Below are 21,202 nucleotides of genomic sequence, written 5' to 3'. Positions count from 1 at the left end.
AAAAATATTGCGGCGCTAATTATAATGTGAATTATACGTGATTAACAACTGGAAATCCGTGTGGCACTCTCAAGAAAACATATCCCAACTAAAGAGCGAACCTTTAGATGGACTATTATTAAAAATACCGAAAAGTAGATTATAGATTTTTTTATTTATAAAAAAGACAGGTAACAATTCAAGAGCTGAATAATTAACAGATATCACCTTAAAAAAGCAATTCTCATGTTTAATAATCTAAAAAAAATGAAAGGATGAAAAAGACAATTCCAGTAAATGTTGGGAAAAGGCTCATGTTCTTTTTTTTATGCATGTATTCAATCGGAATATTTGCACAAAATATTACCGTTACAGGTATAGTAACGGATGCTAAGAATGAACCTCTCATCGGAGCGACACTTAAAGTTCTTGGTGACGAAGTGAAAGGCACTATCACTGATTTCGATGGGAAGTATACCCTTCCCAATATTCCATCGAATGCCAGGATAGAAGTATCTTATGTAGGGATGCAAAGTAAGACTATAGATGTGCAGGGAAGGAGATCTATAAATATTGTCCTGGAGGAAGATGCAGAAGTATTGGAAGAAGTAGTTGTAGTAGCTTACGGCGTTCAGAAGAAGGTCTCCGTCACCGGCGCCATCTCTTCAGTCAACACGGATGAGTTGCGCGTTTCCACCTCACCGAGTCTTGCCAACGCGCTCTCCGGACGTATTGCCGGTTTGACATCCATGCAACGTGTGGGAGGGCAACCCGGTGTGGACGATGCGACGATGTATCTGCGTGGAGCAAGTACCATCAACGGGACAAGCCCGTTAATTCTTATCGATGGTGTTCCCCGTGACAATATCCGTACGATCGATATCAATGAGGTCGAATCTATCTCGGTATTGAAAGATGCCTCCGCCACAGCCGTATTCGGTGTACGCGGAGCAAACGGAGTATTGATTATTACCACAAAACGGGGTAAGGAAGGCAAGCCCGAACTGTCGGTAAATCTCACCCAAAGCTACTCTAAACTCACACGTGAACCGGAAATGCCGGGATCGATCGAATACATGAATCTGCGTAACCAGGCTATGATAAACGACGGTTTTGAAGCTCCTTTCACACCCGATATCATCGCGAAGTTCGAAAATCCACTGATAGGACTTGATCCAAACGATCCTGAATATGAATCGAAGGCGGCGCTCAGAAAATGGATGTACCCGAATAACAATTGGTATAGATTTCTGGTAAAACGCTGGTCTCCACAAACCACCGTCAACACCAATATGCGTGGAGGTACCGAGAATATCTCTTACTTTATGAATGTGGGATATCTTCATCAGGGTGGTAATATGAATACCCTCTCGAAAGACATCCTGAAATATGATCCCTCATTTAAGTTAGATCGTTACAGTTTCCGTTCCAATATCGATTACAAAGTAACGAAATGGATGAATACCTACCTCAATTTAGGCACCTATATTGAGAAAGTAAATATGCCTAACTCTGCCGTAATGTATGGAGGTGACAGGAACTGGCTGGTACGGGATATGATCTATCAGGCACAAACCATTGTACCGATTTCACCGGGACCTTCTACTATCCCTGGCTTTGGCGTGCCGGCAGACCGTCCGCTCGACCCCACCTATCTCAATACAGGACATTATGCCGACCGTTCACCTATTATGATTATGAACTGGTACGGTTATGAACTCAATACGCGTTCAAACCTGAACTCATCCTTCGGTATCAATCTTGATCTGGCAGACATCACAAAAGGGCTCTCTTTCAACGGGATGATCTCCTACGATGCATACGGGAACAAACTACAACGGGGAAATATGAACCAGACAGACTACCAGGCTTTCATTGACCCTAAAACCGATGAACTTACTTTTTCCGTGCATGAATTAAAGCAGGATAATTTTTCCATGTCTTACGGTGATGGTTCAAGATATAGCATCAACGCGCAGGCACAACTTCACTACAACCGCTCCTTCGGCAAGCATACTATAGGCGGCATGTTTCGCGCCGAAAGAGATTATTGGGATTCGGGTGGAGCAGATATACCTTTCAATGTATTGGGAGTTGCCGGACGTGCCACTTACGAGTACGACTCACGTTATTTTGCGGAATTCAACTATGGGTATAACGGGACGGAACAGTTCGCTCCTGCCAATCGATTCGGATCCTTCCCTGCCGCTTCAGCCGGATGGGTTATTTCTAACGAGCAGTTTCTACAAGACAATCCACTCCTAACCTTCCTCAAAATCAGGGGGTCCTATGGAAAAGTAGGGAATGACAAGATGGGTAATATTCGTTTTCTATACCTGGATAATATCCAGATGGGAAATGGATTTTCCGAAAGCCTTGCGGCAGGAAAAGGTGTAAACGAAGGATTACTGGGAAATAAGGGAATGGCATGGGAAATTGCCAACAAATACAATATCGGACTCGACTTCTCCATTATAAAAGATATCACCGGGCAGTTTGAACTATTCCGCGAACGTCGTTCCAATATTCTTATCACACGTCAGAGCCTCCCGTCATGGCAGGGAACTCCTATCGATAATATTCCCAAAGTAAATATGGGGGAAATTGATAATAAGGGCTTTGAAATCGAGTTAGGTTATAACAAGCAGGTGAACAGAGACTTGTTCATCAATGTAAAAGGCCAGCTATCTTATAACAGGAATAAGAGAATCGCGATGGATGAAGTACCACGCGACGAGACCTATGCCTATAAATACCGGAATACCGGTTATCCCATAGGACAAAACTGGGGATATATTATTGATTGGAAACAGGATGGTGGCTACTGGACTGAAGAAAAACTGGCCGATCCCAACCGGATAACTTACGACTTTGGCACACCCGGACCGGGTGATTTCGTTTACAAAGACCTTAACAATGACGGTGTGATCAATGACAAGGATCAGGCACCGATCGGAGTGGGAAATATACCCCGTTACAGTTATGGGGCCTCTTTTTCCGCACGATGGAAAGGGTTTGATGCGTATCTGTTTTTCCAGGGTCTGGCTAAGTTCAATTCAACCTTCTCTCAACAGGGTGTTTACGAATATACTATCCGTGGAACCTATTTCCCCTATCATAAAAAAGCATGGACCAAGGAGCGCTGGGAAAATGGGGAAGAGATTACCTATCCCACCCTGCATACGCAAGAGTCAACCAATCACCGTTCCAACTCATTCTTTGTCTTCGACAGGGACTTGATCCGTTTGAAGAACTTTGAGATCGGTTATACACTTCCGGCAAATTCATTGAAAGTGTTAGGTATTTCCGATTTAAGGATCTTCGTAAATGGTCAAAACGTATTCACCTGGTCACCCAAATTCAGGCCGGGCCATCTTGATCCTGAAAACGACGACTCTATCGGTTATCCGCAGACCTCAATTTTCAGTTTTGGTACAAATATCAAATTCTAAGTTCATTAACCCGATAAATTGATAATATAATGATGAATAATAATATGATAAAAATCGGAGGTCTGGCATTTTTACTTATGCTGTTTCTCCATTCCTGTTCCGACGTATTGGACAAAGCCCCAGACGGAAGAATATCTCTGGAGGAGGTTTTCAAAGATGATGAAAAAACGGCGGCATACCTGAATACCTGTTATAACTATATCCCGGCAGAAGGCAAGAGATATTATTTCTATATGCGCGGGCCGGTCGACTGGAGTGATGAAGCTTGGGATACCGATGCTGAAGCAGAAGCATGGATTACTTCCGGATTACTCTATAATGGCAACGTATCTGCCGGATCTCATTTTGCTTTCAACGCCGATTGGGCAAATAACGGTGCCGGTAATGGTAACTATTGGGTCAGGATGTGGACCGGTATTCGTAAATGTTCGGTATTCCTTGACAATATCGACAAAGCGAATGTGAAAAGCGAAGCAAACCGCTCCCGATGGAAAGCAGAGGCACACCTGTTGCGTGCTTATTACTATATGGTATTGCTTAAATTCTTTGGCACCGGGTTACCGATCGAAAGAAACGCTTTCAATTATGCAGATGATTTCTCTACAACCGAACGTGGCTCCTACTACGATGTAGTACAATTCATTATCGAAGATTGCGATGCGGCCCTGTCAAGCCCTAATCTGCCCTGGAGGATTAGTTCGAGTGCTGAAGGATTCCGTTTCACCAAGGCGGTTGGCGAAGCCATCAAATCGAGGATGTCACTCTATGCCGCAAGCCCTCTTTATAATGAAGGGGAGAACCATTGGGAAGAAGCCTATCAGATCAGTAAACAGGCTTTGGCAAATTTGAAAAGCAATGGATATCAATTGTATGATAAGGTCAATTTCTCGTCATGGAAAGATAATCCGGACGTTCATCTTCCCAACGATGCAGCCAAGCTCTTCAATGAATATTTCTGCAACAACATGGGATTCGAGGGCAACCCGACCGACAAGGAGACCATCTACCAGACCAATGCCGGTCAGGACTGGATCAATACCGAGGGGATCGGTGCGGTAATGGGCTATAAATCGGGCTCCTGCCCTTCACAGGAGACAGTTGACTGTTTCGAGACAACAGACGGACAGCCGATCCTGAATCTGTCAAAACCCTATATTGACGAGGTGACCCATTTGCAACCCAATTTTAATCCCGCCAATACTTTGTATAACGAGCAAGACCCTTATGCGAACCGGGATCCTCGTTTTTATGCGTCGATTTACTACAACGGTTCAAAAAGAACCTGTTACTGGATTTTCGATGAAACATCGGAGAGTGCTGAGAACTTCCCGGCAAGTAAAGGATACCGTACCCGCATCATTGCCACCTGGTCGGGAGAACCACAGACCGGGCGTCATCCGACTACCCGTAAGGCTACCCGCACCGGCTATTTCCTCCGTAAATTCCTCCATCCCAATTCCGGACAGGAAGTGGTGACAGCATCACACGCCTATGCCAAGGTAATGCGATTGGGAGAGATATACCTTAACCTGGCGGAAGCAGCTGCCGAGGCAGGCCATCTGGATGAAGCATACGACGCGGTCAACGCCATCAGAGGCCGTGTGAATATGCCGCCACTCCCGGCAGGACTTTCAAAAGAACAACTGATCCTTCGTATCCGTAACGAGCGGAGGGTGGAACTGGCTTTCGAAGCACACCGTTATTTTGATGTCCGTCGCTGGCATAAGCCTGACGATGACCTCGAAAAAACAGACCGATGGATCACGGCAGCCTATATCACACGTAATGCAAACGGCAGCTACACTTATGCAAGAGGTCCTGTCTCCAGGGAACGCTTATGCTATCAGAATAAGTTTTTAAAATTCCCAATACCGTTGAACGAAGTCAATATCATGTTGGCTCTGACAGGGGATAACTGGCAAAATCCGGGTTGGTAATCATTTTTTTAATTTAAAAAATAGATCTATCTATGAATAATTCAATTAAAAGATCTCTATTGGTATTTGCTTGCATGCTGTTATGGGCTTTCTCGGTGAATGCTCAAGTGATCGGGACAGTGAAAAACGAACAGGGTCACACTATGCAAGGAGTTTTGGTCACCTCTGAAAATGGCAAGGACGTTACGATTTCCGACCATAAGGGAAATTGGAATATCGCGATCACCGATGAAAGTACATTCCTTACGTTTTCCTTTCCGGGCTATGTTTCCTATAACCTCAAAGTAAACGAAATATATGATGAAACGCAGGATGTAATATTGACCCGGGCCGAAACATTCGACCTCGATGAAAAAGTCTTTCTCGGCAATTATACGCAACGTAAAGGTGAAGTAACCGGTTCGATATCCAGGGTAACCGGAAAAGAGTTGGAACGATCGCCCGTAGGCAATCTCTCCATGTCACTGGCAGGACGCTTACCGGGACTTCTTACGCGTGAGACCTACTCCGAACCTGCACGCACAAACACGGAATTATGGGTAAGGGGTTATTCATCACCCAACGGGGGTACGGCAATGATCGTGATCGACGGTTTTCCTTACGATTACAATGCCAACCAGCTATTTGAATATATCACTGCCAATGAAGTGGAATCCATCAATATATTGAAAGACGCTTCCGCTCAGGCATTATACGGTATTCAGAGCGCCAACGGGGTAATTGTCATTACCACCAAACGGGGTATCAAACAACCCATCAAGATTGATGTCACGGTGAACCACACCTTCGAGCAAAGGACAACCACCCCGCCGTTTATCAACTCCGCCGATTTTGTGCAGTTACGCAACCAGGCCGGATTCAACGACGATCCCAACAGTAAGCCCTATTTCAGTAAGGAAGCTGTCGAGGGATTTCTCTCGGGTGAAAATACGGACCGTTTTCCCAATAATAACTGGAGAGCAATGAATGCGAAAGACATAACCCAGATGAGCCGGGTCAACGTGAATCTGACAGGAGGCAACGACAGGGCCGTTTTCTATACGAATGTCAACGTGTTGCACCAGGATGGGATGTGGAAAGTAGATCCCGCTCTGACCCAGTATAACCCGAATAACCAGTTTATCTGGGCCAATATCCGGTCGAACGTAGATGTCAAGCTCTCCAAATATTTCTCTTTCGGGCTCAACCTGAGTGGAAATATCAAGAGGGAAAGAACTCCCGGTGGCCACTCGGTGGAAGTCAGTCACGGAGGTAGTTGGGATGGTTTCGCCAACAGGATATGGTATCGTTTCTTCACCCTTCCTCCATATGTGTATGGCCCTACCACTCCACTGGTACAGGATCCCGAGACAGGGGAGATCACCGGAGGCGAAGTAGTGGTCACCGAAACAGAGCCCATCACATCATGGGCACTGATCAACCGCCTCGGTTTTGACCAATACACGGTAACCAATATCTATGCACAGTTCCTGCCGAAGCTGGATCTCGACTTCATTATGCCAGGATTGAGTATCAGTGGTAGTTACGGCTATCAGACCAACGCTGTGAAAGGGTTGTTCACCAACAGGACCTATGAACAGTGGATCCGTACTCAAGACTATGAAGCATTGGAATTCCAGAAATACAGTACCCAAGTCAATACTCCATTGATACAACGGGGTACTGCCAGCTTCTACTATAACCTGAATTACAAGGGTTTGCTGAACTATCAACGTCGTTTCAACGGTGTGCACGATATCAATGCCATGGCATACAGTTTCTATCAGGAGTTGAATAAATCGGGAGGAGGATTACCTTATAAACGATCCAACTCTGGTATCGGTATCAGCTATGGTTATGACGATCGTTATCTGGTACGGGCTGATCTGGGTTATTCCGGATCGGAGCAATATTCACGTCAAAATCGGTTTACTGCATTCCCCGCGATTTCCGCAGGTTGGGTACCAACCAATGAAGCTTTCCTCAAAGACAATCCAGTGCTGACTTTCCTCAAATTTCGTGCTTCATGGGGTAAAACCGGCAACGACCGGGGTGTAGGCCGCTATGTCTATCTCGACAACGTTACGCTGACGGGGGGTGGATTTGGGTTCCTGGGAGGACATAATGTGAATGAAGGACAGGTTGCCAATCCGTTTCTTGATCCGGAAATCATCACTAAAAAGAACTACGGAATTGACCTCACCCTGCTGAATAATTTCTCCCTCTCTTTCGATCTCTATCGCGAAAGGACAGAAAACGGTGTGACAAGCGCCACATCCAAAACCCCCGAATATCAGGGAGTACCGTTGGGAAACTATCCAAGAACAAATGTCGGTATATTTGAAAACAAAGGATATGAGGTTTCCCTCGGCTTCAACAAAGATGTTACACGCGACTTGAATATTAATCTTGGAGGATGGCTCGCACATAATAAGAACAAGGTTATTTTCTGGGATGAGAGTCAAAGGGCAGGCGATTTCGCCTATCCCATCCGACAGGAAGGCTATCCGGTAGGACAGGAATGGGGTTATATCGTTGACAAAAGTAATGGAAACGGATATTTCAATAGCCAGGAGGAGATAGACAACAGTGGTCTTGTATACGAAATCGGTACTCCTTCTCCCGGATATCTGAAGTATTATGACCTGAATGCTGACGGGAAAATCAATGATAAAGACCGCGCTCCTCTCGGACACGGAGCGTTGCCCCACTTCTTCTATGCTTTCAACGGAGGGTTCAAATATAAAAATTTCGACATGAGCGTACTTTTCCAGGGGATTTCAGATTACTGGAAGATTGACCAGACACTGGGACGGACAGAGTATTCTTTTGAAGGCGTTTACACTGAATGGCACAAGTCGGCCTGGACAGCGGAGCGTTATGCCAACGGAGAAGAAATCAAATATCCGGCCTTATCGGCAAAGAAAAATTCCAATCACGAACCCAGCAATTTCTTCCTTGAAGACAAGTCCTATCTCCGTTTAAAGAATCTCGAGATTGGTTACACTTTTGATCTTTTCAAAGGGATGAGATTGTATTTCAGTGGACAGAATCTCTTCACCTGGGACAAGCTGAAACATGATGTGTATGGACCGGAAGGACATTTCTCGGGAGGTATTGAAGGAATACCGGTGTACCGCTTGTACAATGTCGGATTGAGTATTAATTTTTAAAATTGGAAGGTAATGAAGAAATATTTTCAAATATTAATCGCCTGCATAACGCTCATATTAAATGTTTCATGTAATGATGCGTTAGAGCTTGAATATGACGGTCGCTCCTCACTCGATGAGTTATTTGCTACGAGAAACGGCGTGAGAGGTTACCTCAATGCCTGCTATGGAGCAAGGATCATGCCTGACATTAACCTGGCAATGCTTACTGACGAGTCACAAAGTTCGGAGATGGTTTTCCAGGGGTCTTTAGCATCTCTCTGGTATGTGGACGCTTTTTCAGCCTCCACTTACCGGAATGTGGACGGTCAACCCTGGAGTGGTATCTATCAGGCAATCAGAAAATGCAACATCTTCCTTGAAAGGATGGAGGGAGTCAATGCCGAGCAACTGGCTTCACTCGAAGAGGAACTTTCATCGTGGAAGGCGCAGGCACATGCATTGAGAGCGCTTTACTATCTGCAGCTGATCAAACGTTATGGCGCGGTACCGTTAATTACCAAATCCTACGAAATAACACACGATTTCAGTAAGGATGTGCGCACACCGGTTTCTACAGTGGTCAAACAAATCCTTGATGATTGCGATGCAGCAATGAGTGCTCCGATTTCAAACCTAGGATTCTCCTGGACTGTGAGAATGAATGAGAATTATATCATGAACAGAGCCATCGTGCAGGCAATCCGTTCCCAGGCAATTCTTTATGCTGTCAGTCCCCTTCATTCGGACGGTACTTATACCTGGAACGACGCAGCCCAGATAACAGGGAACGCATTATCCAGTCTGCTGGCCAATGACTATAAATTGTGGAATGAAGAACCAACAGAGAATTCAGCGCAAAACCTGTACGAGCTCTATTTCATCACCCCGCATGATGAACAGCGCGCCCGTGATAAGGAGACCATCTATCCCGGAAACAGAGTAAATATTTGGGGAAGCCACGGTATGCCTTCCACTCCGGGACAAACCACAGCCGGAGCATGTCCCACTCAGGAATTAGTGGACTGTTACGAGATGCAGGCTACCGGATTGGCCCCCATCAGTGGTTACTCCGATCCACAACACTTGCAGCCGATCATCAACACCACTTCAGGGTATGATCCCGAAAATCCTTATGAAGGCCGTGATCCTCGTTTCTACGCCACCATCTACTTCAATGGAGCAACCCGCGACTTAGGTGCTACCGGCGGTTTGGCAAGAGACGATCACTTCCCGCTGGGCCTCGATCTCTCGGGAAACAACGTTAAAGTAACCAAAAGCGAAAATGATGAATACACGATTGAAACAACGGGAGGGGATCCATACCTGTACACCTCCGCTCTGGGTAAAGATATTGATGCTGCCAGCGGTTCAATCATTATCAGGATGAAATACAAGAGCAATAACAATATCACCAATGCCCAGTTCTTCTTCGGGCAACCCAATGCGGCAGGAGGTCAATCCACACCGGAGAATGTGGTTTTCAACAAAACCAACGAATGGGCTGATTTTGAACTCGATATCACCTCTTATCGTGACAATGGATGGTGGCAATGGGGAAAACCGGGCCACCGGCTCAGGTTTGACGTCGGTTCCGATGCCGGAAATATCGTACAGGTGAAAGATATGGAGATTAATGTACGTGTAGAATCAGTACCTGCTGCTCCATGCGAAAGTTTTGTAGGTGGTCTTGACGGTATCTCAACCACCAACCGGAGGGCAACCTTTACAGGTTACTACCTGAGGAAATACAATAACTGGAAATCGGGACGGGATAACAATGCTGACGGTGAGATCCGTATGTTCCGTCTGGCAGAAATGTATCTCAATTTCGCCGAAGCTGCCTATCAGTCTACCGGTAATCCGGAAACAGCGGTCAATATAGGGAATGGACTCTCGATGAGTGCACGCGATGCGGTAAACGCGATCCGACGCAGGGTGGGTATGCCTGATCTACCGGCCGGATTATCAAAAGAAGAATTTGAGAAACGCTACAGGAACGAACGTCGCGTTGAACTGGCCTACGAAGGGCACCGCTATTTTGATGTTCGCAGATGGAAGATCATGGAACAATCTGAACGTTATGTTACGGGAATGAGGATAACAAAAGAAGGAGAGGACAACTTCAAATATCAACGTATAAGTTTTGAACGGGATTCATATAAAGAGAAACTCTATTTTTATCCTATACCGCAAACAGAAATTGACAAGATGTTTAGCCATACCGGTAGTGACTGGCAAAATCCGGGATGGAATTAATTAATTGACATAAACGTTATAATCATATGAAGAATAAAATCGCGTTAACACTAAGTGCCATAATGGGAATCTGTATTTTCAACCTGGCAATGTTTGTTTTCAACTCTTGCAGCGATCCCTATCCTCAGGTAATTGAATTGGAAAAGTTTATGTATATCTCCTTGTCAGGAGCCGCAGACAACCCAATTACCAAAACGGTTGATCTGGACAAAAACGCAACATTCCCGCTCTCCATCTCCTATGGCGGTACAACAAATTATAACCAGGGTGAGATTATTGCACAAGTAGCTGTGGATAATTCGTTGGTATCGGCTTATAATACCGAGCATAATACATCGTACCTCGCTCTTCCGGCGGGGGCGGTAACACTGGATAAGACTACCCTGACCATCACCGATGGCACCAGGGTCTCCGACCAGTTGAACGTGACCATAAAAACTCAGATGGCCAATTTCGTGAATGAATACCTCCTGCCTGTAACCATTCAATCGGCGACAGAAGGAAAGATACCGGTCAGTGAAGAGTTTAAAACGGTCTATTATATTATCAAGGGGAACGTAGAAACCCTGCCATTGGAAGAAAAGTGGGAAGTACTGGATGCCTCCTCTGTATGGCAACCCATCTTCCCTGTGGAAAGTGTATGGGATGGCGAGCGGAACTCCTATTGGCACACCGATTTGAGTGGAATGCCGCAATGGTTTGCCGTCAATATGAACGGATATAAATTAATTGAAGGTTTCACCTGGGTGAACAGGCAGGACGGTCCCGCTGTGCCTAAACATGTTCTGTTCGAAACCAGTATGGATGGAAAAGAATGGACAGAGGTGCTGGATGTTCCCGAATTGCCGAATTCAACCCTGTTGCAGGTACTCGAATTACCGGAGAAAGTAATTGCCCGCTATTTCAAAGTGACCATCCAATCCAACTGGGCCAACGCACCCTATACCTATGTGTCGGAGGTATCAACCTGGGCAGGTGAAAGGCCGACCGGTGATTACGACTGGGAAAAGAACACCTGGAAAGTGATTGATTACCGTTCACAGTGGAATGCCGATTGGGCGGTAAGCCTTATTTTCGATGGAAATAAAAATACCACTTGGCACAGTGATCCTTTCAATGCTGCTCTCAATGGAATGCCGCAATGGTTTATCGTGGACATGCAGAAGAACAGGCCCGCCATCAAAGGATTCCTGATCTGGCAAAGACAGGACGACCACGGCATGGAACCCAAGCATGTGATCTTCTCCGTCAGTGCCGACAACGAAACCTGGACACAGGTCCTTGAAGTGAAGGAAATGTCGAACGATTATACCAAAGAGTTGGATTACAAGACGACAAATCCCACACCAGGTCGTTATCTGAAGGTTGAAATTAAAGCCACATGGGGTTCAAATCCTTGGACCTACTTCGGAGAAATTACTACCTATTAATTGTTCAATAAAAGTAAGGGGGAGGGAAAGAAATCTTATCCTCCCTTACTTTTTTGTCACTTTCTACTGATCAGAGACCAATAAAAACGAATATTCCAGAGATGAAAATTATTATAATGCTACTCGGTATCATACCGTTATTATCGGCTTGTAAACCCGTAGATGATCCCATTGACCCACAGCCCAAACCTGGAGTGGATCCTGAGACAGAAAATGTAATCTATAACAATATAACCGCAACCGATGCACTCAATCGCACCTTACCTTCGTGGGAAGAGGCGGGTAATCCAAGGGAGAGAAAATATGTAGGTCTTTTTTATTGGACCTGGCATACGCAACAATCAAATTACGGCAAACGCACTGCATATAATGTAACCCATATCCTCAGTGAGCATCCCGACGCAATCGATGATTTTAACCACCCGGCCTGGCCAAAAGATGCCAACAGCTACTTTTGGGGAGAACCATTATATGGTTATTACCTTAATACAGACCGTTGGGTATTACGTAAACATGCGGAATTACTCGCGTTGGCTGGCGTGGATGTCATTATTTTCGATTGTACCAATGGAAACTTCACATGGAAAGAGTCTTATATGGCATTGTGCGACGTATTCTCCGAAGCGAAGAAAGACGGGATAAATGCTCCTCAAATCGCTTTTTTGCTTGCCTTTGGTCCTTCACAAGGAAGTAAGGAGGCAATCGAAGAAATTTACAGGGATCTGTATAAGCCCGCCAAGTATAAAGATCTCTTTTTCATGTGGAAAGGCAAGCCACTTATCATGGCATATCCGGACAATCTCTCCGAAGAGATCAAGAATTATTTTACATTCCGTCCGGGTCAGGCAACCTATAACAGTGGTCCTATACGGGACGATCAATGGGGATGGCTGGAGATTTATCCACAACACGGCTATGCACAAAGAAGTACCGGTTACGAACAGGTACCGGTAGGTGTTGCACAAAACTGGTCTGCCGAAAGAGGGTTGACCGCTATGAATGCTCCTAATTCGTTTGGTAGAAGTTATACCAATCACTCCGGACAGATAACCGGGATTGATGCCGTCAATTATGGTTATAATTTTCAGGAACAATGGGACAGAGCACTGAAATTGGATCCTCAGTTCGTATTTGTAACAGGATGGAATGAATGGATTGCCGGTCGCTATGAAATGTGGAATCAACAATATAATGCTTTTCCTGATGAATTCAGTCAGGAAAAGAGCCGCGACATCGAACCAATGAAAGGAGGCCACGGAGACGCATACTATTATCAGTTGGCGGCAAATATTCGGCGCTATAAAGGAGTTGGAAAGTTAGAACCCCCATCGGACGAACTGACAGTTACCATCGATGGAAGAACAGATGAGTGGGAGAAAGTAAAACCCATCTACCATACCCCTCCCGGAAACACACTGCACCGTAATCATCCGGGATGGCTCGGGATACAATTTACCAATACAACCGGACGCAATGATTTCGTAGTGTCACGTGTGACCCGGGACAAAGATAATCTCTATTTCCTGATTGAAACGGCGACAAATATCACATCAAGCAAAGATTCAGGCTGGATGTGGCTTTTTATCGACACAGACCGGGAGAGAGAAACAGGTTGGGAAGGATACGATTTTGTATTAAACAGGATTAATCCCACTGAGACAACCATCGTCATCGAAAAAAATAAAGGTGGATGGAAATGGGAAAAATGTGGTGAGGCAACCTATAAAGTATCCGGGAAACGGATGGAAATATCTATTCCAAGATCAGCCCTTGCACTCACGAATAAAAAGCTTAATTTTGAATTTAAATGGGCCGATAATATTCAAGAGGCAGGTGATATCATGGACTTTTATCTCTCCGGGGATGTTGCCCCCGCCGGAAGATATAATTTTGTCTATAAAGAAAAATAAAGATGATGATTCATTCAACAAAGAAATCTGATGAGCAATTTACATAATAAAACCAAAATAGAAGTGCAGCAGTACAGGATACTTTTCTCCCTTACAATCCTGCTAGGCTTTATTTTCGTTTTCTCCTCCTGCGAGAAAGAGGATCCCCCCGTTGAGAAGATTTTTGTAGATATTGAAATCACAAAATTGCCCGATAGAACTACTTTTTTACTGGGAGAGGATCCTGACTTTACAGGGATAGAGGTATCGGAAGTATATACCGACGGGACAAAAAAACCGATCACCGGCTTCAAGATTAACTGGTCGGCAGATAATCTCAAAAGAGGCACCACCAAGGCTACCGTTACCGCCAGGGGACGCAGCGCCATCTTCAATTTCTCGTTCGACGGAGACCTGGTCGATACAGGATTGCCGGCTGTGTATATAGAGACCGAAGAACACAAGCCTGTGGATTCAAAAGAGAATTATGTAAAAGCCACCATGGTCATCAAGGAGAAGGGTAAGAAAGTCTCTGAACACAGTTTACGCATCAAGGGGCGTGGTAATGCTACCTGGACCTACGAAAAGAAACCCTACAAGCTCAAGTTGGACGAAAAAGCCGGTATCCTGGGGATGAAAGAGGATAAAGATTGGGTGCTGCTGGCCAACTATTGCGACAAAACATTATTACGATCAGCCATCGCGTTCAGGTTAAGCAGGCTGATGAATTTTCCCTACACCGTAGAGGATCGTTTTGTAGATGTGTTCCTGAACGGTGACTATATGGGCAATTACCAACTGGTGGAAGGCATCAAACAAGGTAGTAACCGCGTAGATATCCCCAAGAAAGGATATATTTTTGAAAAGGATGGCTATTATTTGCAGGAGCCCAATTATTTTGTTACCTCCATGGGATATGGTTATTCTTTTAAAAACCCCGATCCGGAGGAAGACCTGACTACCCAACAGTGGGAATATATCAAAGAGTATATGAATGAATTTGAAGATGTATTGAATTCATCCACCTTCAATGATCCTATGAATGGATATGCCCGCTATATAGATGTTCCCAGTTTTGTGCGATGGTTTATTTTTCAGAATATTTTGGCCAATATGGATACGAATGTCTATCTGACCAAGGATGACATGGGTGATTCGAAAGTGAAGATGGGGCCCGTATGGGACTTTGAGTGGTCTATCGGCATTGGATGGTATGAAGGCGCCCGACCAAGACCGGCAAATTATTATGTATGGAATTCAAATGGATTCTATTATGACCGGCTCTTACAAGATCCCCAGTTCAAAGCAAAAGTGAAACAGATGTGGCAAACCATCAACATCACTGATGACATTCTCAGATACATCGACGAAACAGCGGCAATGTTGGAGAAATCACAGCAACTAAATTTCAGAAGATGGGATATCATGAATATCCGCGTAAGTGTAGGTGGTATTCCAATGGGTTCTTACGAAAAAGAAGTGGAATGTGACCGCACCTTTTTCATCAACCATATGAATTGGCTTAATAACGAAATATCGAATTTTTAGACTATCAGAAAAGGAATAGCGTCATGAATAAAATAGTTCAATATTTATTATTTCTCTTTGCCTATACCGTTTCGGTTATCTCTGTCGATGGACAGAATAGTGCTGGCACAAACAGGCTAAAGGTCAATGACAAGCTTGCTCCTGCACCTTACGGATCATTACATATAGGGGGCTATGTGGGTGAAAAAATGGATCTCTGCATCAACAACAGGGTGATGGCTCATGATATTGAAAGGCTGGTGGCTCCTTTTCAACTCAGGAATGACGAACATTGGGGATTCCGATGTGAATTCTGGGGTAAATGGTTCACTTCTGCCATGCTCGGATACGGATACAGTCCCACATGCGAGCATCATGATGTGATCGAGAAGGCTATGAAAGAATTGATCCGGACGCAGTCGCAAGACGGATATATCGGCACCTACCCTGTTGAACATCATTTGAAAGATTGGGATATTTGGGGACGAAAATACGTACTATTGGGATTGATCGCCTATTACGATCAGATCAAGGATGAGTCAATACTCCATGTAGCCGAACAGGTCGCAGACCATTTGATCATGGAAGCAGGTCCGGAAAGTGGAGTAAACCTGGCCGAAACAGGATGGATTGGATGGAAAGGGCTCGCCTCCAGTTCGGTTTTGGAACCGATAGCCCTACTCTATCAAAGAACAGGAAAGCAAAAATATCTCGATTTTGGAGAATATATTATCCGACTCTGGGATAGTCCCAACAAATTGACACCTACCGGGATCAGGCTTGTGCGCGAAGCATTGAATCAGACTCCCCTGTGGAAAATGAGCGGTGCTCCCAAAGCATATGAGATGATGTCGTGTTTCGAGGGATTGTGTGAAATGTACCGTATCACCGGTAACAGGAATTATCTTAATGCATCCCGATTGTTGGTCGAATCCGTTATTCGCGATGAAATCATGCTCGTGGGATCAGGATCGATAGCTGAGATTTGGTGTAACGGCAAGATGCGCCAGCATGATCCGATGTACCAGGGATTGGAGACCTGTGTAACGGTCACCTGGATGAAATTTCTCTACCAGATGCTGCGGCTGAGTGGTGACAGTAAATATGCCGATCAACTTGAGATCAGCCTTTACAATGCTCTGATGGCGTCACAGACACCCAAGGGAGAATGGTGGTCTTATTACACCGGTTTAATGGGCGAACGGGTCCCCAGCCATCAGCAATTCGGGGATGTAGGAATGAGTTGTTGTGTTGCCAATGGACCCAGAGGTATGCTTCTGACCCCGTCGTGGGCGGTTATGTCGTCTTCCGTCGGTATCGCTATTAATTTGTATGCCCCGATGAAAGCTGAATTGCAAACACCACGACAACAGTCGTTCATGTTGGATATGACTACGGCATACCCTTTGGACGGTGAGACAGTGATTACGGTAATCATTCCCAAAAAAGAAAAATTCTCCATTGATCTTCGTATTCCCGCGTGGAGCAAAAAAACAGTTATCAAGGTCAACGGTGAGATATTTGACAAAAAGGTGCTATCAGGGTCCTATGCCGTAATTGAAAGAGAATGGTCGGATAAAGACCGGATTGAAATCAGTTTTGATATGAAGAGCTATGTCGTGGATGCACCATCCGGTGTACCCGATGCAGCGATCCAGAGAGGCCCTATTGTATTAGCCTTCGATTCCAGGCTGGTTCCTTTTCGTCATGGCGTTGAAGCACCACCAATGTACCGCTACTCGTTTATGAAAAACGAGGACAATTCCATCGATGTGTCACTTGTCTCCACTCCTCCGGTAAAAGAGATATGGATGACTTTCCAGGTTCCGCTTCTGGATGAAGCCGGAGAACGGCACGAACTCCCGATGTGTGATTATGCTTCCGCAGGAAACAGTTGGAAGGAAGGGAACCTATTCAGGGTATGGATTCCGCAGCCATTCGACTTCCGTCATCTCTACATCAATAATCTGGGATGGTCAATCAATGTAACGGACAATTCACCACGTCCCACTATTCCTGAATTTAAGAAAAAGTAAGGAGGTAGAATATGAGTACAGGCCGAAGACAATTTTTCAAGACTTTTGGTATCGCCACAGCCGGATTAGCTACAGGCTTTCACTCCAACCTGTTGGGCTTAACACTGGAAACCGGAAAGATTCAAACAACGGGTAAAGCTATGGTCTCCCCCCATAATAAATCTCTTCCTACCGATACCCATCGTGCCACACCGGATGACCACGGACAGGCATTGATCAATCCGGGCATGGGATGGGTCACCTATTTCTACTCGAATCTTTATCAGAACTACGGCTCGAAGCTGGAACCCTCCGATACGGTACGCTATTTCCCAGGAATGAATACTATTTTCCTACGTATCCCCTGGGCATTTATTGAGCCGGAAGAGAACAGTTTTATGTGGGAAATACTCGATACTCCCGCGCAACGATGGGTCGACCACGGCGGACAAGTAGCCCTCTGCATCACGGCTACCGAAAACTGGATGGGCTCGGGAACTCCCCGATGGGTATATGATGCCGGCGCGAAATATTATGAAGTGGATGGTTATCTTGAGCCGGAATATGATGATCCTGTTTTTCTGGAAAAAGTGGAGAATTTCGTACGCATACTTGCCGAGAGATATGACAACAATCCAAATATTGCCTATATCTTTATCGGTCACTACGGCATGTGGGGCGAAGGCCACACCGAACTGACCACTCCCAAACATGGTCATTCATGGGGATTCGAGACACAGAAAAGGATGATCGACCTTTATCGCCGTCATTTTAAAAACAGCACTCTTTGCATTTCAGATGACTATGTAGGACACAATGTGCGGGGTGAACGGTTCCCGATCACCGACTATGCTTTTTCGAAGGGCGTCACCATCCATGACGACAGTATCCTGGTACAACCCCGTCCCAACAACTGGTATCATAGTGAGATGGCGCAACTTTTCTGGCCTACCCTCCCGGTGGTATTGGAGCATGAACACTATGGCGGATCGGTAGATAGAGGAGCATGGGACGAGGAACTGTTGGTCAAAGCCGTAGAAGACTATCATGCATCATTTCTCTCCATTCACTGGTGGCCCGATGTTTTTTATGAGGCAAACAAGGAGATTATTGCACGAATAAACAGGCGCATCGGTTACCGTCTGCAGGCGCCGGAAATCATCTGGCCTACCACAGTCAGGAAAGGAGAATCTTTCACGATCCAGAGTAAGTGGGCTAATGCCGGGGTGGCGCCCTGTTATGATGGCGGCTATCCTTGTTTTACCCTGAAGGATGAAAAGGGAGGGATTGTTTCCGTATTGACCGATACTTCTTTCAACCTGAAAAATCTGCCAGTTGCATCGCCCGGAAATATCACCTCCCAGTCACTGACTTCTACTTTTGTGATAGCACCTGCACACCGGGATAACAAAGGCATTTTTTTCCGTACATGCAAGCCGGGGATCTATGACCTGTTTCTCTCAGTAGGGAAATCGGATGGAACACCTGTTTACGAACTTCCTTATACCGGGCATGACGGACATAAACGGTATAAAATAGGATCAATCGTCTTAGAGGACTATGTATCAAATGTATAAACCAAATTAGACTAAAGAGTACATGAGAAATTTTCATCTACATAAAATTGACCGGGTTTTAAATCATTGTTTCGGAGATACCGGATGGATAATTATCTTTTTCTTAGGATTACTCCTGCCCACTACCATTACCGGTAGAACCCCCACACAGCGGCACTGTATGGGAAACGGGAATTATTGTGCATTCGGACAAGGAGCCAATATTGAAAGTATTTTCGGGCCAGGTTACAGTTCTCCTTCCTATCTCCAATTAATGATAACCGGCAACGACTCCACAGTGAGTTCAAGAATGAGAGGCACCGCTATCTGGCAACATTACATCTATAAAGACGGGGAAATAATAGCTGAGTTTACCGATTTTGTAGATAGCCAGGCTGCTGTTTTTGTGAGGACAGTGAATTGTCATGCAGAATTCTCTGTGGATCTTAACATCGTTGAAGATACAAAAATTACCATTGTTGAAAATTTTCACACTTCCCAAACCGAAGAATCCTCCTCTCTCCTGATCTATAATGACAGAGGGTTATACATTTATGGAAATTATCCCTACCCTTATGAACAATTCCAACATATCCTGACCAAAGGGAATGCAACATTGGTAAAAAAAGAGAACAGAGGCTATTCTCTCCATATCACACCCGGTAAAAGTGAAATTTTCCTTATGGGAGGAGCATCGTTTCATGAATGTGAAGAAAACATCCATCTGGTAATGGATAATCCTGTAGCGTCACTCTTCAACAGGACAAAAGATTATTGGCTTGAATATACCAAAAGAAGGTATGATTTTGAAAAATTGATTCCGAATGATCTTACCAATAGAAAAGAGATTATCGACCAGATAGATAATGTTGCCATCATATTGAAAACGCAACAGGCAACACAAGGCGCTGTAATAGCCGGACATGCCTACCATTTAGGTTATGTAAGGGATCAATATGGTGTTTCCAGGGGATTTCTTGCCATGGGATATTTTGAAGAGGCACGGAAAATCTTACACTTCTACTGGAACATCTGGAAAGATTTCGGATATATACGCAACGCACAGGCTATTGGAGTTCCCGGCATCTTTCATCAACACGAAAATGACGAAGTGGAAATCACCGGATATCTGATCATTCAGGCTTTTGATTACCTGAAGAAAACAAAGGATACTGCTTTCGTAAGAGATATTTTTCCTATGCTGGAATGGGCATGGTTGGTTCAGAAAAAAAATCTTGTCAAAGGAATGCTACCCTTCAATGGTGATGAGACCTATGTGGCAGGAGGTATCCTACCGCGAAGTACGCTTAACGATGGTTCCGCTGAAGCAACACTTCTCTTTATAGAGTCAGGTAGTAATCTGCTCTCCTTTATTGAGGAGAACCAGTTGTGGAATGCCGCAGCAATAAAAAGTAACAGGGCTGTTATTGAAAGTACCAAAGCCGCTTTTCATAATAATTTCATCTCCAATAATCAGATCATGGCCAATAACCCCTCCCGGATGACAATTGAGGAGATGCCCGCATTTAGACATGGTTTTTGTGCAGGATCGCATGGTGTAGTCGAAACTCGCAAAGATGAAAATGGCAATTATCTCTGTCCTAAATGTATTGCAGAAGGATTAACCCTGCCCCGGATTGAAAGAAAAGTCTATTTTCTTCCATCATTGGCCCTAACCCCGGAATACTTTGACTCAAAATTGATTTCAACAGAGATATTGAAACATAACCTTTCACTGATTAAAGAGAATTATCTACGGAAAGGACAAGTCTCTTCCCGTGAAGACTCAAACATCACCATTGGATATGAATATGGTTTTTTCCTGTACGCATTAACAAAGAGCAGGGATAAACTGGCGGGTAAAATAGTAGCTGATATGATGTCAGTGGTGGATGAAACCGGTGCCTGGGTTGAGTATTATCACAATGGTGTTCCCATGGGATGTAATTACAGACCCTGGGAAAGCGCTATCAATATCGACGCAATCATCTTATACTCTTTAAATTATGGAACAGATATATAATCTA

Annotated in this window: 10 protein-coding genes; all 10 read left to right on the top strand. The window is 44.8% G+C overall.

Features of this window, described 5'->3' with window-relative positions; genetic code table 11:
• Positions 1–254 precede the first annotated feature (254 nt).
• The 10 genes from VB073_RS09845 (at position 255) to VB073_RS09800 (ending at position 21,198) form a co-directional block, all read left to right on the top strand.
• Positions 255–3,431: a TonB-dependent receptor gene (locus tag VB073_RS09845; RefSeq protein WP_323403993.1), complete on the top strand. Its 3,177-nt coding sequence runs from the start codon at positions 255–257 to the stop codon at positions 3,429–3,431.
• Positions 3,432–3,475: 44 nt separating this feature from the next.
• Positions 3,476–5,368, top strand: coding sequence for a RagB/SusD family nutrient uptake outer membrane protein (locus VB073_RS09840; protein ID WP_323403992.1), 1,893 nt, complete (start codon positions 3,476–3,478; stop codon positions 5,366–5,368).
• Positions 5,369–5,400: 32 nt separating this feature from the next.
• Positions 5,401–8,520, top strand: coding sequence for a SusC/RagA family TonB-linked outer membrane protein (locus VB073_RS09835; protein WP_323403991.1), 3,120 nt, complete (start codon positions 5,401–5,403; stop codon positions 8,518–8,520).
• Between the two features lie 12 nt (positions 8,521–8,532).
• Entirely contained in the window at positions 8,533–10,758 is a 2,226-nt protein-coding gene (locus VB073_RS09830; RefSeq protein ID WP_323403990.1) for a RagB/SusD family nutrient uptake outer membrane protein, read from the top strand.
• A gap of 26 nt (positions 10,759–10,784) precedes the next feature.
• Positions 10,785–12,188 (top strand): discoidin domain-containing protein, encoded by a 1,404-nt coding sequence (locus VB073_RS09825; RefSeq protein WP_323403989.1) that lies wholly within the window; start codon positions 10,785–10,787, stop codon positions 12,186–12,188.
• Between the two features lie 101 nt (positions 12,189–12,289).
• Positions 12,290–14,098, top strand: a complete 1,809-nt coding sequence (locus VB073_RS09820; protein ID WP_323403988.1) for a hypothetical protein — start codon at positions 12,290–12,292, stop codon at positions 14,096–14,098.
• Between the two features lie 30 nt (positions 14,099–14,128).
• Positions 14,129–15,625 (top strand): CotH kinase family protein, encoded by a 1,497-nt coding sequence (locus tag VB073_RS09815; protein WP_323403987.1) that lies wholly within the window; start codon positions 14,129–14,131, stop codon positions 15,623–15,625.
• Positions 15,626–15,648: 23 nt separating this feature from the next.
• Positions 15,649–17,640 (top strand): glycoside hydrolase family 127 protein, encoded by a 1,992-nt coding sequence (locus VB073_RS09810; protein ID WP_323403986.1) that lies wholly within the window; start codon positions 15,649–15,651, stop codon positions 17,638–17,640.
• 11 nt (positions 17,641–17,651) lie between these two features.
• Entirely contained in the window at positions 17,652–19,196 is a 1,545-nt protein-coding gene (locus VB073_RS09805) for a beta-galactosidase (RefSeq protein ID WP_323403985.1), read from the top strand.
• 22 nt (positions 19,197–19,218) lie between these two features.
• Positions 19,219–21,198, top strand: a complete 1,980-nt coding sequence (locus VB073_RS09800; RefSeq protein ID WP_323403984.1) for a hypothetical protein — start codon at positions 19,219–19,221, stop codon at positions 21,196–21,198.
• The last annotated feature ends 4 nt before the right edge of the window (positions 21,199–21,202 follow it).

The organism is Proteiniphilum sp., from assembly GCF_034927365.1.
GTDB lineage: Bacteria > Bacteroidota > Bacteroidia > Bacteroidales > Dysgonomonadaceae > Proteiniphilum.
This window is presented reverse-complemented; position numbering and strand designations above follow the sequence as displayed.

Coding starts and splice junctions, on each gene's coding strand:
- VB073_RS09810 (WP_323403986.1), top strand. CDS start 15,649: ATGAATAAAATAGTTCAATATTTATTATTTCTCTTTGCCTATACCGTT.
- VB073_RS09800 (WP_323403984.1), top strand. CDS start 19,219: ATGAGAAATTTTCATCTACATAAAATTGACCGGGTTTTAAATCATTGT.
- VB073_RS09805 (WP_323403985.1), top strand. CDS start 17,652: ATGAGTACAGGCCGAAGACAATTTTTCAAGACTTTTGGTATCGCCACA.
- VB073_RS09825 (WP_323403989.1), top strand. CDS start 10,785: ATGAAGAATAAAATCGCGTTAACACTAAGTGCCATAATGGGAATCTGT.
- VB073_RS09840 (WP_323403992.1), top strand. CDS start 3,476: ATGATAAAAATCGGAGGTCTGGCATTTTTACTTATGCTGTTTCTCCAT.
- VB073_RS09835 (WP_323403991.1), top strand. CDS start 5,401: ATGAATAATTCAATTAAAAGATCTCTATTGGTATTTGCTTGCATGCTG.
- VB073_RS09845 (WP_323403993.1), top strand. CDS start 255: ATGAAAAAGACAATTCCAGTAAATGTTGGGAAAAGGCTCATGTTCTTT.
- VB073_RS09830 (WP_323403990.1), top strand. CDS start 8,533: ATGAAGAAATATTTTCAAATATTAATCGCCTGCATAACGCTCATATTA.
- VB073_RS09820 (WP_323403988.1), top strand. CDS start 12,290: ATGAAAATTATTATAATGCTACTCGGTATCATACCGTTATTATCGGCT.
- VB073_RS09815 (WP_323403987.1), top strand. CDS start 14,129: ATGAGCAATTTACATAATAAAACCAAAATAGAAGTGCAGCAGTACAGG.